General features: G+C 67.2%; 16 protein-coding genes. 10 read left to right on the forward strand and 6 right to left on the reverse strand.

The features are described from left to right. Positions 1-34: 34 nt before the first annotated feature. Positions 35-1,639, reverse strand: a complete 1,605-nt coding sequence (gene murJ, locus AC5P6A_RS01295; protein ID WP_032955127.1) for a murein biosynthesis integral membrane protein MurJ — start codon at positions 1,637-1,639, stop codon at positions 35-37. 116 nt (positions 1,640-1,755) lie between these two features. On the opposite strand from murJ, the gene rpsT reads away from it, so the two are divergent. After that, positions 1,756-2,025 carry a 30S ribosomal protein S20 gene (gene rpsT, locus AC5P6A_RS01300; RefSeq protein ID WP_005408560.1) on the forward strand — a complete coding sequence of 90 codons (270 nt, stop codon included), beginning with the start codon at positions 1,756-1,758 and terminating at the stop codon, positions 2,023-2,025. A 167-nt stretch (positions 2,026-2,192) separates the two neighbouring features. On the opposite strand, the gene cgtA is transcribed toward rpsT, so the two are convergent. The 3 genes from cgtA to rplU all read right to left on the reverse strand — a co-directional run bounded on the left by cgtA (position 2,193) and on the right by rplU (position 4,013). After that, positions 2,193-3,245: an Obg family GTPase CgtA gene (gene cgtA, locus AC5P6A_RS01305; RefSeq protein ID WP_180876100.1), complete on the reverse strand. Its 1,053-nt coding sequence runs from the start codon at positions 3,243-3,245 to the stop codon at positions 2,193-2,195. Between the two features lie 177 nt (positions 3,246-3,422). Further along, positions 3,423-3,686 (reverse strand): 50S ribosomal protein L27, encoded by a 264-nt coding sequence (gene rpmA / locus AC5P6A_RS01310; protein ID WP_005408558.1) that lies wholly within the window; start codon positions 3,684-3,686, stop codon positions 3,423-3,425. A gap of 18 nt (positions 3,687-3,704) precedes the next feature. Next, positions 3,705-4,013: a 50S ribosomal protein L21 gene (gene rplU / locus AC5P6A_RS01315; protein WP_005408557.1), complete on the reverse strand. Its 309-nt coding sequence runs from the start codon at positions 4,011-4,013 to the stop codon at positions 3,705-3,707. A 338-nt stretch (positions 4,014-4,351) separates the two neighbouring features. Here rplU and uvrA point away from each other — a divergent pair, with 338 nt between their 5' ends. The 3 genes from uvrA to AC5P6A_RS01330 all read left to right on the forward strand — a co-directional run bounded on the left by uvrA (position 4,352) and on the right by AC5P6A_RS01330 (position 8,565). Further along, on the forward strand, positions 4,352-7,342 hold the full coding sequence (uvrA, locus tag AC5P6A_RS01320; RefSeq protein ID WP_019659296.1) for an excinuclease ABC subunit UvrA: 2,991 nt from the start codon (positions 4,352-4,354) through the stop codon (positions 7,340-7,342). Next, complete coding sequence (locus AC5P6A_RS01325; protein WP_019659297.1) at positions 7,342-7,749, forward strand: acyl-CoA thioesterase; 408 nt, start codon at positions 7,342-7,344, stop codon at positions 7,747-7,749. Before uvrA ends, AC5P6A_RS01325 begins: the two co-directional genes overlap by 1 nt. Positions 7,750-7,839: 90 nt before the next feature. Next, positions 7,840-8,565: an enolase gene (locus tag AC5P6A_RS01330; protein ID WP_134730358.1), complete on the forward strand. Its 726-nt coding sequence runs from the start codon at positions 7,840-7,842 to the stop codon at positions 8,563-8,565. A gap of 92 nt (positions 8,566-8,657) precedes the next feature. Here AC5P6A_RS01330 and AC5P6A_RS01335 read toward each other — a convergent pair whose 3' ends face one another. Then, positions 8,658-9,104, reverse strand: a complete 447-nt coding sequence (locus AC5P6A_RS01335) for a copper chaperone PCu(A)C (protein WP_134730360.1) — start codon at positions 9,102-9,104, stop codon at positions 8,658-8,660. A 34-nt stretch (positions 9,105-9,138) separates the two neighbouring features. Between AC5P6A_RS01335 and AC5P6A_RS01340 the strand changes: the two genes are divergently transcribed. From AC5P6A_RS01340 to AC5P6A_RS01355, 4 genes are all read left to right on the forward strand, one after another. Beyond that, positions 9,139-9,915: an enoyl-CoA hydratase/isomerase family protein gene (locus tag AC5P6A_RS01340; RefSeq protein WP_019659300.1), complete on the forward strand. Its 777-nt coding sequence runs from the start codon at positions 9,139-9,141 to the stop codon at positions 9,913-9,915. A 79-nt stretch (positions 9,916-9,994) separates the two neighbouring features. Next, positions 9,995-10,894, forward strand: coding sequence for an acyl-CoA thioesterase II (gene tesB, locus AC5P6A_RS01345; protein ID WP_032953622.1), 900 nt, complete (start codon positions 9,995-9,997; stop codon positions 10,892-10,894). Positions 10,895-10,898: 4 nt separating this feature from the next. Next, positions 10,899-11,408, forward strand: a complete 510-nt coding sequence (locus tag AC5P6A_RS01350) for a pathogenicity-like protein (protein WP_171952325.1) — start codon at positions 10,899-10,901, stop codon at positions 11,406-11,408. 224 nt (positions 11,409-11,632) lie between these two features. Continuing rightward, positions 11,633-12,850 carry an RNA polymerase sigma factor gene (locus AC5P6A_RS01355; protein ID WP_180876103.1) on the forward strand — a complete coding sequence of 406 codons (1,218 nt, stop codon included), beginning with the start codon at positions 11,633-11,635 and terminating at the stop codon, positions 12,848-12,850. A gap of 51 nt (positions 12,851-12,901) precedes the next feature. Here the strand turns inward: AC5P6A_RS01355 and AC5P6A_RS01360 are convergent, their stop codons facing one another. Continuing rightward, a complete protein-coding gene (locus AC5P6A_RS01360; protein WP_019659304.1) occupies positions 12,902-13,462 on the reverse strand; it encodes an EF-hand domain-containing protein in 561 nt (186 codons plus the stop codon). Between the two features lie 156 nt (positions 13,463-13,618). On the opposite strand from AC5P6A_RS01360, the gene AC5P6A_RS01365 reads away from it, so the two are divergent. After that, positions 13,619-14,374: an arginyltransferase gene (locus AC5P6A_RS01365; RefSeq protein ID WP_005408547.1), complete on the forward strand. Its 756-nt coding sequence runs from the start codon at positions 13,619-13,621 to the stop codon at positions 14,372-14,374. Positions 14,375-14,412: 38 nt separating this feature from the next. Then, positions 14,413-15,627, forward strand: a complete 1,215-nt coding sequence (locus AC5P6A_RS01370) for an endonuclease/exonuclease/phosphatase family protein (protein WP_180876105.1) — start codon at positions 14,413-14,415, stop codon at positions 15,625-15,627. Positions 15,628-15,684: the final 57 nt, after the last annotated feature.

The raw sequence follows: 15,684 nt of genomic DNA on the forward strand, positions 1-15,684 counted from the left end.
TGTAACCCTGAAGTATAGCCGTCACGGCGCACGATCAATGCCCACGCAGGTCGCGCGGGCGGAAGCCCATCGCCACCATGGCAACCGCGTAGGTCGCGCCACCGCCACCGACCAGCAGCGCCAGGGCGCCGATCCGCTCCCACACAGTCATCGCCGAGAAGCCTGGCAGCCAGTGCAGCAGGGCCAGCAGCACCCCGACCATGGCCGCGCAGGCCAGCAGCAGCCGCAGCAGATAGCCAGCCCAGCCCGGCCGGCGGCGGTAGACATCGGTCTTGCCCAGCCAGTACCAGAGCAGGCCCAGGTTCAGGTAACTGGACAGCGCACTGGCAATGCCCAGCGCCAGGTGCAGGCCCGGCTGCTTGCCGATGGCCGCCATCACGCCCTGTGCCTTCAGCTCGTCCGGCACCATCACCTGGTACAACACCGCCAGAAGGGCGAAGTTGAACACCATGTTGGCCACCAGCGCGGCCACACCCGCGCGCACCGGCGTCTTGGTGTCCTGGCGGGCGTAGAAAGCCGGCAGTACCACCTTCAGCAGGGCGAATGCCGGCAGGCCGAAGCTCAGGCCGTACACCGACAACGCGGTCATGCGGGTATCGAAGGCACTGAACTGGCCGTGCTGGAAGATGGTCGCGATCAGCGGCTCGGCCAGCAGCAGCAGGCCCAGCATGGCCGGCACCGAGATCAGCAGGGTCATGCGCAGGCCCCAGTCCAACGAGCGCGAGAAGCCCTCGCGGTCGGTACTGACGTGATGGCGGGCCAGCGCCGGCAGGATCACCGTGCCCAGCGCCACGCCGAACACGCCCAGCGGCAGCTCCAGGAAGCGGTCGGCCAGCGACAGCCAGGACTGCGAGCCATCGGTCAGCTTGGCCGCGATCACCGTGTCCAGCAGCAGGTTGATCTGCGCCACAGAGGAACCGAACAGGGTCGGCACCATCAGCGTCATCACCTTACGCACGCCCGGGTGGCTCCAGCCCCAGCGCGGCAGGGTCAGCAGGTTGATGCCCTTCAGCGAGGGCAGCTGGAACAGCAACTGCAGGATGCCGGCCGCCAGCACCGCCCAGCCCAGCGCCAGGATCTGCTTTTCCGGCGTGCCGCCCAGCCGCGGCGCCAGCCACAGCGCACCGGCGATCATGCACAGGTTGAGAATGACCGGGGTCAGCGCCGGCATCGCGAAGCGCTGGAAGCTGTTCAGCGCACCGCCGGCCAGTGCGGTCAGCGAGACGAACAGCAGGAACGGGAAGGTCAGGCGGAACAGGTCGACCAGCAGGCCCTGCTTGACCGGGTCGGTATCAACGCCACTGGAGAAGACCGAGGCCAGCTGCGGCGCGAAGATCAGGGCCAGTGCGGTGACCAGCATCAGCACCCCGCCCAGGGTGCCGGCGGTGCGCGCCATCAGTTCGCGCAGTTCGGCGTGGCTGCGGGTTTCCTTCACTTCCGTGAACACGGGCACGAAAGCGGTGGCAAACGAGCCCTCGGCGAACAAACGCCGCAGGAAATTGGGTACCCTGAAGGCGACCCAGAAAGCATCAGTGATGGCGTTGGTGCCGAACGTGGTGGTCACCACGAAGTCCCGGACAAGTCCGAGAACGCGCGAGACCATGGTCATGCTGCTGAACGACAGCAGGCCCCGCAACAACTTGGGTGAACTCACTCAGCGTCCCTCTTGACAATCGACTTGACGTGCATTTCTTACGCCATCATACTAGCTAGCTTGCTGTTCCCATAACACCGATTTTTCAGGAAACCACCACCGTGGCCAATATCAAGTCCGCCAAGAAGCGCGCCAAGCAGACCGTCGTGCGCAACGCGCGCAACGTGGCTCAGCGCTCGATGCTGCGCACCGCTGTCAAGAAAGTGATCAAGGCGCTGGACGCCAACGATGCCGCCGGCGCCGAAGCCGCCTTCGCCGTTGCCCAGCCGATCCTGGATCGCTTCAGCGCGCGTGGCCTGATCCACAAGAACAAGGCTGCTCGCCACAAGAGCCGCCTGAACGACCGCATCAAGGCCCTCAAGGCCGCCTGATCCGGCGTTGCCGCCCTGCCCTCCGGGGTTGGGCAGCAGGCAAAAGCCCGGCCCCGGCCGGGTTTTTTGTTGCCTGCGGTCCGGGCGATCCGCGGAGCCGCGCGGCCAGCACTACCAAATGAAAAACCCGGCCGAAGCCGGGTTTTTCGCATGGAACCACAACGGCATTACTGCGCGTTGCGGGCTTCCTGCTCTTCTTCCTTCTGGCGATCGAAGAAGGCCATGATCCGGCTCATGATCGGGAAGGTACCTTCGCGACCCAGCGCGGAGACCAGGAACCACGGCTCCTTCCAGCCCAGCTCGGCGACGATCTGCTCGGCCGCGGCCTGCGCCTCGTCTTCGAACATCAGGTCAGCCTTGTTCAGCACCAGCCAGCGCGGCTTGTTCAGCAGCTCCGGATCGTGCTTCTCCAGCTCGCGCTCGATCGCACGCACCTGCTCCACCGGCGAAATCCCCTCCACGCCGCCTTCCATCGGCGAGACGTCCACCAGGTGCAGCAGCAGGCGGGTGCGCTGCAGGTGGCGCAGGAACTGCGCACCCAGGCCGGCGCCGTCCGCCGCGCCTTCGATCAGGCCCGGAATGTCGGCGATCACGAAGCTGCGGTGGTTCTCCACCTTCACCACGCCCAGGTTCGGGTACAGCGTGGTGAACGGGTAATCGGCCACCTTCGGCGTTGCAGCCGAAACGGCACGGATCAGGGTGCTCTTGCCGGCATTGGGGAAGCCCAGCAGGCCGACGTCGGCCAGCAGCTTCAGCTCCAGCTTCAGCGTGCGCTCCTCACCCGGCTCGCCCGGCAGCGCCTGGCGCGGCGAGCGATTGGTCGAGCTCTTGAAGTGCATGTTGCCCAGGCCACCGCGGCCGCCCTTGGCCACCAGCAGGCGGTCGCCGTGCCGGGTCAGGTCGCCGATGACTTCATCGGTGGCAACGTTGATGACCACGGTGCCGACCGGCACGGTGATGGTCAGGTCTTCGCCGCCCTTGCCGTAGGCCTGGCGACCCATGCCGTTCTCGCCACGCTGCGCCTTGAAGATGCGCTCATGGCGGAAGTCGACCAGGGTGTTCAGGTTTTCGTCGGCGCGGATGTAAACGCTGCCGCCCGCACCGCCGTCGCCGCCGTCCGGGCCGCCGAGCGGAATGAACTTCTCGCGACGGAAGCCAATGCAGCCGTTGCCGCCGTTGCCGGCGAACACTTCGATTTCTGCTTCGTCTACCAGTTTCATTGTTTCGATGCCTGCGATGGGCGCGGCCTGCTGGCCGCCACCTTGAATGTCATGCCGGCCGCGGGCCGGTAACCCGGCCAAGCCGGTCTTGCTTCAACTCTAACGAAAAGCCCCGCCGAAGCGGGGCTCTTCATGCAGCACTCCCATGCCGGGGCACGGGTGCCGGCGATGCCTGGATCAGGCGTCGGCCGAGACGATGCTGACGGTGCGGCGCTTCTTGGCGCCCTTGACCGAGAACTCCACCTTGCCGTCCACGAGGGCGAACAGGGTGTGGTCACGGCCCAGGCCAACGCCGGTGCCCGGGTGGAACTGGGTGCCGCGCTGACGCACGATGATGTTGCCGGCTTCGATGGCCTGGCCGCCGAAGATCTTGACGCCCAGGTACTTCGGGTTGGAGTCGCGACCGTTGCGCGAGGAGCCTACGCCCTTTTTATGTGCCATGACTGCTTCTCCTGATACTTAGCCGGCGATGCCGGTGATCTCGATTTCGGTGTAGTACTGACGGTGACCCTGACGCTTCATGTGGTGCTTGCGGCGACGGAACTTGATGATCCGCACCTTGTCAGCACGACCCTGGGACAGGACCTTGGCGGTGACGGCAGCGCCCTTCAGCGCATCGCCCAGCTTCACGCCATCGCTGTCACCCAGCATCAGGATGTTGTCGAACTTGATCTCGCTGCCGACTTCGACTTCGAGCTTTTCAATGCGGAGCTTTTCGCCCTGCGCCACGCGGTATTGCTTACCGCCGGTGACCAGTACTGCGTACATGACCAGGCCTTCCTCTGTAGTTATTGTGGTCTGAACTGCCGCCATCGAGGGCGGACAGGAGCGGGATTGTACGCAGATCAGCGGGCGCGGGTCAAGTCAACCCCTGAACGACCCACGGGCCCGGGCCTGCAGGCCGAGCCATGCACGGCTGAACGGTTCGCGGTCCAGGCCGCTGCACATGGCCCGACCCTACACAAAGCTGTCGGCCGGTCTCACAACGTGAGACGCCGGGGTGGCATTGTCGCCCATTGCCCCCATCTGGTCACCTCGGTAGGCTGACCGATTGCCGTTCCCTGCTGGCCCGGCACCCAGCCAACGCCCCCACAACCGGATCCCCCATGGCGATGGATTTCATCCGCATCCGCGGCGCGCGGACGCACAACCTGAAGAACCTCGACCTCGACCTGCCCCGCGACAAGCTGATCGTGATCACCGGCCTGTCCGGTTCGGGCAAGTCCTCGCTGGCGTTCGACACCATCTATGCAGAAGGCCAGCGCCGCTACGTCGAGTCGCTGTCGGCCTATGCGCGCCAGTTCCTGAGCGTGATGGAAAAGCCGGACCTGGACCACATCGAAGGCCTGTCCCCGGCCATCTCGATCGAGCAGAAGTCGACCTCGCACAACCCGCGTTCGACGGTCGGCACCATCACCGAGATCTACGACTACCTGCGCCTGCTGTACGCACGCGTGGGCACCCCGCGTTGCCCGGACCACGGCTACCCACTGGAGGCGCAGACGGTCAGCCAGATGGTCGACCAGGTGCTGACCCTGGACCCGGAGCAGCGCTACATGCTGCTGGCCCCGGTCATCCGTGACCGCAAGGGCGAACACGCACAGGTCTTCGACCAGCTGCGCGCGCAGGGCTTCGTGCGTGTGCGCGTGGACGGCGAGCTGCACGAAATCGATGCGGTGCCGCCGCTGGCGCTGCGCCAGAAGCACACCATCGAGGCGGTGATCGACCGCTTCCGCCCGCGCGAGGACATCAAGCAGCGCCTGGCCGAGAGCTTTGAAACGGCGCTCAAGCTGGGCGATGGCATGGCCTCGGTGCAGAGCCTGGACAGCGCCGATGCTTCGCCCACGCTGTTCTCCTCCAAGTACTCCTGCCCGGTCTGCGACTACTCGCTGCCGGAGCTGGAACCGCGCCTGTTCTCGTTCAATGCACCGATGGGTGCGTGCCCCGGCTGCGATGGCCTGGGCATGGCCGAGTTCTTCGATCCGTCGCGGGTGGTGGTGCATCCGGAGCTGTCGCTGGCCGCCGGTGCGGTGCGCGGCTGGGACCGTCGCAACGCCTACTACTTCCAGCTGATCGCCTCGCTGGCCAAGCACTACAGGTTCGACGTGGACGCTGCGTGGAACTCCCTGTCAGCCAAGGTGCAGCAGGCCGTGCTGTACGGTAGCGGCGATGAAACGATCACCTTCACCTACTTCACCGAAGCCGGCGGCCGCACCCAGCGCAAGCACCGCTTCGAAGGCATCATTCCCAACCTCGAACGCCGCTACAAGGAGACCGAATCGCCGGCGGTACGCGAGGAGCTGTCCAAGTACATCAGCGAACGCCCGTGCCCGGAGTGCAACGGCGCGCGCCTGAACAAGGCGGCACGCAACGTGTTCGTGGCCGACCGCCCACTGCCGGAGCTGGTGGTGCTGCCGATCGACGAGGCGCTGAAGTTCTTCAGCGAGCTGAGCCTGCCGGGCTGGCGTGGCGAGATCGCCGCGAAGATCGTCAAGGAAATCGGTGAGCGCCTCGGCTTCCTGGTCGATGTGGGCCTGGATTACCTGACCCTGGAACGCAAGGCCGACACCCTGTCCGGTGGCGAGGCGCAGCGCATCCGCCTGGCCAGCCAGATCGGCGCCGGCCTGGTGGGCGTGATGTACGTGCTCGACGAACCGTCGATCGGCCTGCACCAGCGCGACAATGAACGCCTGTTGGGCACCCTCACCCGCCTGCGCGACCTGGGCAACACGGTGATCGTGGTCGAGCATGACGAGGACGCGATCCGCCTGGCTGACTACGTGCTGGACATCGGCCCGGGCGCGGGCGTGCATGGCGGCGAGATCGTCGGCCAGGGCACCCTGCAGGACATTCTGGAGGCCCCGCGCTCGCTGACCGGCCAGTACCTGTCCGGCAAGCGCGCGATCGAGATTCCTGCTCGCCGGCACACGCCGAACCCGAAGATGACGCTGCACCTGCGCGGTGCCAGCGGCAACAACCTCAAGGGCGTGGACCTGGCGATTCCGGCGGGCCTGCTGACCTGCGTGACGGGCGTGTCCGGCTCGGGCAAGTCGACCCTGATCAACGATACCCTGTTCTCGCTGGCTGCCAACGAGATCAACGGTGCCTCGCACCCGGTTGCGCCGTACAGGGAGATTGATGGCCTGGATCTGTTCGACAAGGTGGTGGACATCGACCAGTCGCCGATCGGCCGCACCCCGCGATCGAACCCGGCCACCTACACCGGCCTGTTCACGCCGCTGCGCGAGTTGTTCGCACAGGTGCCGGAGGCGCGTGCGCGCGGCTATTCGCCGGGCCGTTTCAGCTTCAACGTGCGCGGCGGCCGCTGCGAGGCCTGCCAGGGCGACGGCCTGATCAAGGTGGAGATGCACTTCCTGCCGGACGTGTACGTGCCCTGCGATGTCTGCCACGGCAAGCGCTACAACCGCGAAACGCTGGAGATCCTTTACAAGGGCTTCAACATCAACGACGTGCTGGAAATGACCGTCGAGGATGCGCTGAAGCTGTTCGAGCCGGTGCCGTCGATCGCGCGCAAGCTGGAAACGCTGGTGGACGTGGGCCTGAGCTACATCAAGCTGGGCCAGAGCGCGACCACGCTGTCCGGTGGTGAAGCCCAGCGCGTGAAGCTGTCCAAGGAACTGTCGCGCCGCGATACCGGCCGCACCCTGTACATCCTCGACGAGCCGACCACCGGCCTGCACTTCCACGACATCGAAGCGCTGCTGGGCGTGCTGCACAAGCTGCGCGACGAAGGCAACACGGTGGTGGTGATCGAGCACAACCTGGACGTGATCAAGACCGCCGACTGGATCGTGGATCTGGGCCCGGAAGGCGGCCATCGCGGTGGCACCATCCTGGTCACCGGCACGCCGGAGGATGTGGCGGCCTGCCCGCAGTCGTACACCGGCCAGTTCCTGGCCCGCATGCTGCCCTCCACCAGCGCGCGCCCGGAGCAACCGGCTGCGGTGGCCAACAAGCCCGACGCCCGTCCGCCACGCAAGCTGAAGCCTGAGAAGCCGGCGAAGAAGGCGGTGGCTGCCAGGAGCACCGGCAAGACCAGCAAGACCGCGACGACCCGCAAGAAGAAGGACGCCTGATGAGCAGCGAACACAAGATCCTGGCCCGCATCCCGATCAGCGTGCGCTGGCGTGACATGGACAGCATGGGCCACGTCAACAACGCCAAGTACATTTCCTACCTGGAGGAAGCGCGCGTGCGCTGGATGCTGGGCGTGGAAGGCGTGTCGATGACCGACCGCATCGCACCGGTGGTGGCCGCGACCAACGTCAACTACCGCCTGCCGATCGTGTGGCCCAACGACATCCTGGTCGAGCTGTTCGTCGAGCGCCTGGGCAACAGCAGCGTGACCATCGGCCACCGCATCGTCGACCAGCAGGACGACTCGAAGCTGTATTCCGACGGCAACGTGGTGGTGGTCTGGATGGATACGCAGACCGGCAGGAGCGCACCGCTGCCGGAGGCGATCCGCAGCGCTTCCACCTGAAGGTAGTGCCGGCCGCTGGCCGGCAACCTCCAGATGCTTCGCGCATGCCGGCCAGCGGCCGGCACTACCGATCCCATTCAAAGGACTGAGATGATCCACCAGACTGAACTACGCGACCTGCTGCCCGGCATGGTCCCCTTCCCTACCGATGTCTTCCCCGCTGACCAGGCGTGGCTCGCCCAGCATCTGCTGCCGCTGCTGAAGATCGACCTCGGTGTGCTGCGCCCTGAACTGGCCGGCCAGGTGGCAACGATGCTGTGCCCGATCGAGCCGTACGACGGCTGCATCGGCGAGACCACCGAAGAACACCACAACGACTTCACCAGCACCAACTGGATCGCCTTCGAGCTGACCGCCGGCAACCAGATGCGCTTCCTCGGCAACGAGGGCTATTTCATCGGCGATCAGGTGGATGACAAGCACGCGCGGAAACACATCGCGCAGATGCGCGAGAGCTATGCCAAGGCGCGTGACTACCATGCCACGCACGGCCGCCTGGCCTGCTACTCGCGCTATGGCAAGGACGAGCCCAGCGAGCGCGATTACCTGGATACGCTGGGTGGACGGATTTCCTGTGGCAACTGGATCGAAACAGCCGATATTCCGGCCGCCTTCACCCTGGAATTCACCGACGCCGCCAACGACCGGCATGCTCCAGATGATGCCGAACTGGCGATCATCCGCCACGGTGGCCACAAGTTCTTCGCCGTGGCCGAAGTCGCTGGCTACAACTGGTGCGCTACCGGCGCCGACGCGATAGTGATGCTGTATGAGCCGGTGAGCCGCACGGTGCTGTTCTCGTACGATTGGACGTAGCATCCCGCCGGGCATGGCCCGGCGCTACCCAGGCATGACCGCCGGATCATCACTGGTAGCGCCGGGCCATGCCCGGCGGAACGGGCGACGCGTTACGGCGCAGCCTTGCGCACGGTCAACGTCGCACTCGCTTCGCCGCCGCCTTCCAGCTGCAGCCGCAACGGCAACGCCTGGCCTTCCTTCAACGCGCCCTTGCCCTGCATCAGCATCAGGTGCAGGCCGCCGGGCTTGAGCTCGGCACGCGCGCCCGGCGCCAGCGGCAGGCGTTCGATCGCGCGCATCCGGCTGACGCCATCGACAATCGTGGTCTCGTGCAGTGACACATCATCGAAGCTGCTGCTGGCTGCGCCAGTGATCGCCACCGCCTTGCTGCAGCCGTTGTGGATCACGCCGTAACCAGCGGTCATCGGCATCGCCGGATTCGGTGGCAACCGCGCCCAGCCCTGCTCCACCGTGACGCAGGCCGGTTCGGCCGCTGAAGCCGATGCTGCGGCCGCACACAGAACCCACAGTACGCCAACGAATGGTTTGGTTATCATCGCCCAGGTTCCTTCTTCGCAACGAGACCGCAGCATGACGACGCTCATCGAGGTGATCAACCACGGCCCCATCCGCGAGCTGCGCCTGGCGCGGCCACCGGTCAACGCACTGGACACCGACCTGTGCCGGCAGTTGATCCACGCCATCGAGCTGGCCATGGCCGAAGACGCGCACGGCATCGTGCTGTCGGGCAGCGAGCGCATCTTCACCGGCGGCATGGACGTGCCGCACCTGCTCTCGCACGGCGATGACAAGCACAGGCTGCTGGACACCTGGAACGCCTTCTTCGGCGCGGTGCGCACGCTGGCCGAGAGCCGTATCCCGGTGGTGGCCGCGATCACCGGCCACGCGCCGGCCGGTGGCTGCGTGCTGGCGCTGTGCTGCGACTACCGGGTGATGGCGCGCAGCGCCGATCCGTCGCGCCCGTACGCCATCGGCCTGAACGAAGTGCAGGTCGGCCTGATCGCGCCGGAGGGCATCCAGCGCCTGCTGCGGCGTGCGGTGGGCGTGCACCGCGCCGGCGTGCTGCTCACCACCGGTTCGCTGGTGCCGGCCGAACAGGCGCTGCAGATCGGGCTGGTCGATGAGCTGGCCGAGGGTGACCTGGTGGTGGCACGTGCCGTGGCCTGGCTGCAGAACCTGCTCAAGCAGCCGCGCCAGCCGATGCTGCTGACCCGCGCCATCGCCCGCGCCGACCTGCACGAGGCGCTGCACCCGGACCTGATCCAGCTCGACCGCTTCGTCGAGGCCTGGTTCGCCCCGGATGCACAGAACGCGCTGCAGGCGCTGGTGGCGCGGCTGGGCAAGTAGCCGGCGCTACCGATGATGGGCTGGCCTGCACCGGTATAATCGGGGCCTCTTCACTGCTGTGGCCGCCCCCTTGAACGACATGCCCGAACCCGTCGTCTCCGAGCTGATCGACCTGCTCACGCTGGAGCGGCTGGAGGACAACCTGTTCCGCGGGCAGAGCCGCGACATCGGCACCAAGTACGTGTTCGGCGGGCAGGTGCTGGGCCAGGCGCTGGCCGCAGCGCAGGCCACGGTCGACAATGGCCGCCACGTGCACTCGCTGCACGCCTATTTCCTGCGCGCTGGCAACATCGACCACCCGATCGTCTACGACGTGGACCGCACCCGCGATGGCGGCAGCTTCTCGGTGCGACGGGTCACCGCGATCCAGCACGGCAAGGTGATCTTCTTCTGCGCGGCCTCTTTCCAGCAGGCCGAGACCGGCGCCGAGCACCAGCACAAGATGCCCGAGGTGCCGCAGCCGGAAGACATCGAACCGAACCGGCCGCTGCCGGCGGAAGTGCTCGAACGCCTGCCGATCAAGGTGCAGCGCTGGCTGTCGCGCGGTGGCCCGTTCGAATTCCGCCACGTCTATCCGCGCGACGAACTGAACCCGCCCAAGCGTCCGCCCTACCACCAGGTCTGGCTGCGCCTGAGCGAACCGGTCGGCGATGCCCCGGAGCTGCACCAGGCACTGCTGGCGTACGCGTCCGACTTCCACCTGCTGGGCACGGCGACCTTCCCGCACGGCATCAGCTACTACCACCCGCACGTGCAGATGGCCTCGCTCGACCACGCGATCTGGTTCCACCGCCCGTTCCGCGCCGACGACTGGCTGCTGTATTCGCTGGACAGCCCCAGCGCGCAGGATTCGCGCGGCCTGGCCCGCGGCCAGTTCTTCACCCGCAACGGCGTGCTGGTGGCCAGCACCGCGCAGGAAGGCCTGATCCGCGTCGTTCCGGACCAGGCCGCGGCCGCCGCCGTGCCGGCCAAGGAGTAAACCGATGCGCCAGATCTTCAGCAGCCAGCGCGTGGAAACCGTCGAAGGCGTCGCCGAGCTCCTGCGCGGGCATGGCATCGAGGTCAAGGTGACCAACGGGCGCTCGTACAAGACCCGCCGCCGCGGCCAGTTCAGCTATACCGACCTGGGCAATGCCAGCGCCTATCCGGCGGTATGGATCGTACGTGCTGACGACCAGCCACGTGCGCGCGAAATCCTGCGCGATGCGCGCCTGCTCGATACCACCCGTCGCGACCATCCGACCGCCGAATTCGCCTTCCGCGATGCGCCGGAACAGGGCGGCGGCGGCCGCAGCTGGGCCTGGCGCATCCGCATCGCCCTGCTGGTGGTGATTGCTGGCGTGGCGTTGGTCATCGGCCTGCGCCATCGTGGTGCCCCGGCACCGGTCGCGCCGGCCCCTGCCCCGCAGGCCCAGCCGCAGCAGGCACAGCCGGCACCGCAGGCCGCGCCGGCAGAGGAAGAAGTGCGGGTCCGCATCCAGCCCTCCAAGTAAGAGGCGGTAGCGCCGGGCCATGCCCGGCGAGCGCAGCGGCCTGTCAGCAGGGCCGCGACTTCACCGTAACCCGTCAGGATTGCCCCCCCCTTGTTGTTCAAGGGGGCGCGCCAACGGCGCGGGGATGAGGTGGAATGCGCGGACCGAAGATGCATCAGCATCTGCGGTCACACTTCGCGCGCGGCTCCGTCATGGGACACAATCCCAGCAGGAGAGCTGCCGCCATGACGACGTTCGCCGCATCGATCGACCAGACCCTGGAACGCGAACTGCCCGCCGCCTCAAGCGGTTGCCAGCACGCCTACGGGCGCATCGTGCTGGCCTGCCAGAACACGGTCACCGCCATCGCGCTGGCCATCACCCGCGACCGCCAAGCCAGCGAGGACATCGCCCAGGAGGCCTTCGTCAAGGGCTGGCAGCAGCTGCACCAGCTGCGCAGCTCGACCAGCTTCCTGCCCTGGCTGCGGCAGATCACCCGCAACCTGGCCCGCGACTGGCTGCGCGCCCAGCGCGGGCGCCCGCTGACTGGCGAGGCGGCCGAGGTGGCGATGGGCATGGCCGCCGACCCCGCCCCGGGTGCTGCCGACCGCCTGCAGCGGGTGGAAGAGGAGATCGCCGCCGAGGAGATCATCTCTGCCCTGCCCGCAGACAGCCGCGAAGTGCTGCTGCTGTACTACCGCGAGGGCCAGCGCTCGCAGCAGGTGGCCGACCTGCTCGGGCTCAGCGACGCTGCGGTGCGCAAGCGCCTGTCGCGCGCCCGCGCGCTGGTGCGCGACGGCCTGCTGCAGCGCTTCGGTGAGTTCGCGCGTAGCAGCGCACCCAGTGCCGCGTTCGCTACGGCGGTGGTTTCGATGGTACTGGTGGCCGCGCCCGGCACCGCCAGTGCCGCAATCCTGCTCGGCACCGGTGTCGGCATCGGTGGCAGCAAGCTCAGCCTCGGTGGCGCCAGTGCCGCCGGCGGTACCGCGATGGGCTCGCTGACCGCCGCACTGGGGCAACTGCACATGATGCCGGCTGAAAGCTGGGGAGCGGTCATCGGTGGCGTGGTCGGCGGCACGGTCGGCAGCTACTTCGGTGGACGCTTCCTGATGTCGTACACCCGCAGCGAGGCCGAGCGCGCCGACGTCCGCCGTTTCCTCTATCTCAACATCGGCACCTGCATGCTCTGGTGCCTGACGATCCTGATGGCAGTGCTGCTGCAGGCGCCGCTCTGGGCCGTCCTGCTGGTGCAGGTCGCGGGTCTGGCCGTAGTCAACTACCAGTGCCTGGTACCGCTGCAGCGGCTGATGGCGCCGATGATCGCGCGTGACTCGCTGCAGCGCGGGCTCACCGGAACCAACTGGAAGTACGAGGCCATGTACGGCCGCACCGGCATCATCGCCATGAACCTGATGGTCATCGCGCTTGTGCTGTATTCGCTGGTGCGGAGCGGCCGGCTGTAACGGACAACGCCGGCGATGCGCCGGCGTTGTCGTCAATCACTGCATTGAAACTCAGCGCTGCGGCTTCGGCGCGCTGCCATCACGCGGGCCACCGTGGCGCGGGCCGCCGTGCATCGGACCCTTGGCCGCATCGAACTCGGCCTTGCTCAGCTGGCCGTCCTTGTTGGTGTCGGCGGCAGCGAACCAGGCATCACGATGCTGCTTCATGCGCAGCTCGCGGTCGGCCTTGTCCAGGTAGCCATCCTTGTTCAGATCAAGCTGGTCGAAGCGCGCAGCCAGGCGCGGATCGGCCTTGGCCTCGTCGCGGCTGATGCGGCCGTCATTGTTGACGTCCAGCTTTGCCCAGCGCTCACCGCCGTGGCCACGGCGGCCATGCTGCCAGCGCGGTAGCTCATCGCGCGAGAGCTTGCCGTCCTTGTTCTTGTCCAGCTCGTCGAACTTCGCGGCCAGGCGCGGATTGGCAGCCGCCTCGCTGCGGTCGATCACGCCGTCGCCATTGGTGTCCAGCTTGGCCGGGCGCTGCGCCGGCGTGGCCGGGGTGTCGGCGGCCAGCGCGATTCCGGAAGCGGAGGTGCCCAGCAGCAGGGCCAGCAGCAGGGGGGTACGGATCATGAGGTCACTCCTGGGGATGGGAACAGCGTCGGGGTGATCACTTCACCCTCGGGGGACAACAACGCCCGGGCGCGACCTAGGTTGACGCCACTGCCGATTCCATTCATCCGGCGGACAGTCGCCGCCACTGCGACAGGCTGGGGCTATGCTGTGCCCATGGCGATACATGGCGACAGAGACGACGAACTGCGACTTTTCCAGACCGGCGAGCACCCCTGCGGGTACTGGTCGGACCGGGTGGCACGCGACCTGGTGCTGGACCCGAACGACCGCCGCCTCGGTGCGCTCTATCCGCTGGCACTGAGCTGGGGCTTCCGCCGCAGCGGCGATCTGGTCTACCGGCCCCATTGCGCGCACTGCCAGGCCTGCGTGGCGGTGCGGATCCCGGTGGCGCGCTTCGCTCCGGACCGCAGCCAGCGCCGCTGCGCCGCCCGCAATGCCGACCTGGAGGTACGGATCACCGCCGCCACCGCCCGCGACGACCTGTTCGCGCTGTATCACCGCTACCTCACCCACCGCCACGCCAACGGCGGCATGGACGACCACGGCCCGCACGAGTTCGAGCAGTTCCTGATCGGCAGCTGGTCGCACACCCGCTTCATGGAGATGCGCCTGCCCGGCCACGACGGCCAGCCCAGCCAGCTGCTGGGGGTGGCAGTGACCGACGTCACCGAGCATGGCCTGTCGGCGGTCTACACCTTCTTCGACCCGGACCACGCCGCACGCGGGCTGGGTACCTTCGCGATCCTGCAGCAGATCGAGTGGGCGCGCCGCGAGGGGCTGCCCCACGTGTACCTGGGCTACTGGATCCGCGGGCACCAGAAGATGGACTACAAGCGCCGCTTCCATCCGCTGGAAGCCTACGATGGCCGCCGCTGGCACGATTTCGACAATGATCTGGACGGGCGCTGACAAACCGCTGACACCGGGCCGGGTGCACAATACGGCCCATGAACATGACCCGCCGCCATCCCCTGATCCTCGCCCTGGCCCTGCTCTGCGGCGCCACCGCCCCCGCCTTCGCCACGTCCCCCGCGATGACCGAAAAGCCGTCCGCTGCGCTGCGCCTGGCGACCTACAACACGTCGCTGTACTCCGATGACGCCGGTGGCCTGATCAAGGAACTGGAAGGCGACAGCGAGCACGCACGCAAGATCGCCGCGGTGCTGCAGCAGGTGCGCCCGGATCTGGTGCTGCTGAACGAATTCGATTTCGACGACGCCCATCGCGCCGCCGACCTGTTCCAGAAGCGCTATCTGGAAGTCGCCCAGCCCGGTGGCGGCAAGCCGCTGCATTTCGCCTATCGCTACCTGGCCCCGGTCAACACCGGCGTGCCCAGCGGCCTGGACCTGGACAACAACGGCGTGGTCGGCGGCGAAGGCCGCAGCCGTGGCAATGACGCGTGGGGCTACGGCCTCCACCCGGGCCAGTACGGCATGCTGGTACTGTCGCGCTACCCGATCGATGAAGCCAAGGTGCGCAGCTTCCAGCTGCTGAAGTGGAGCGCGATGCCCGGTGCGATCCGCCCGGTCGATCCGCGCACCGGCAAGAGCTTCTACAACGACCACGTGTGGTCGCAGCTGCGCCTGTCGTCGAAGTCGCACTGGGACGTGCCGGTGAAGACCCCGGGCGGCGTGGTCCACGCGCTGGTCTCGCACCCGACCCCGCCGGTGTTCGACGGCCCGGAAAAGCGCAACGCCGCGCGCAACCACGACGAACTGCGCCTGTGGCAGGAATACCTGTCCAAGGGCGACAAGTCGTGGCTGTGCGACGACAAGGGCCAGTGCGGCGGCCTGGCCCAGGACGCGCGCTTCGTGATCCTTGGCGACCTCAACAACGACCCGGTCGATGGCGATGGCCGCCATGAAGCAATCGTCGAGCTGATCGAGAACGCCCGCGTGCTGCGCTACCCCACCCCGCGCAGCGTCGGCGGCGAGCAGACCAGCCTGGCCTATGCGGCCAAGGGCATCGAGCGCAAGGGCGCACCGTTCCACGCCACCGGCGATTTCGGCCCGAAGTCCGGCACCATGCGCCTGGACTACGTGCTGCCCTCGACCGGTTTCGAGTACGTGGGCAGCGGCATCTTCTGGCCGGCCAATGAAAGCCCGGAAGCGAAGATCGCCGACGGCAGCGACCACCACCTGGTGTGGGTGGACGTGAAGTAACCCGGTAGCGCCGGGCCATGCCCGGCGGCCTTTCAAAAAGGGGACGGACGGGATTAA

This window comes from Stenotrophomonas sp. YJH_SMC_20 (assembly GCF_059367845.1).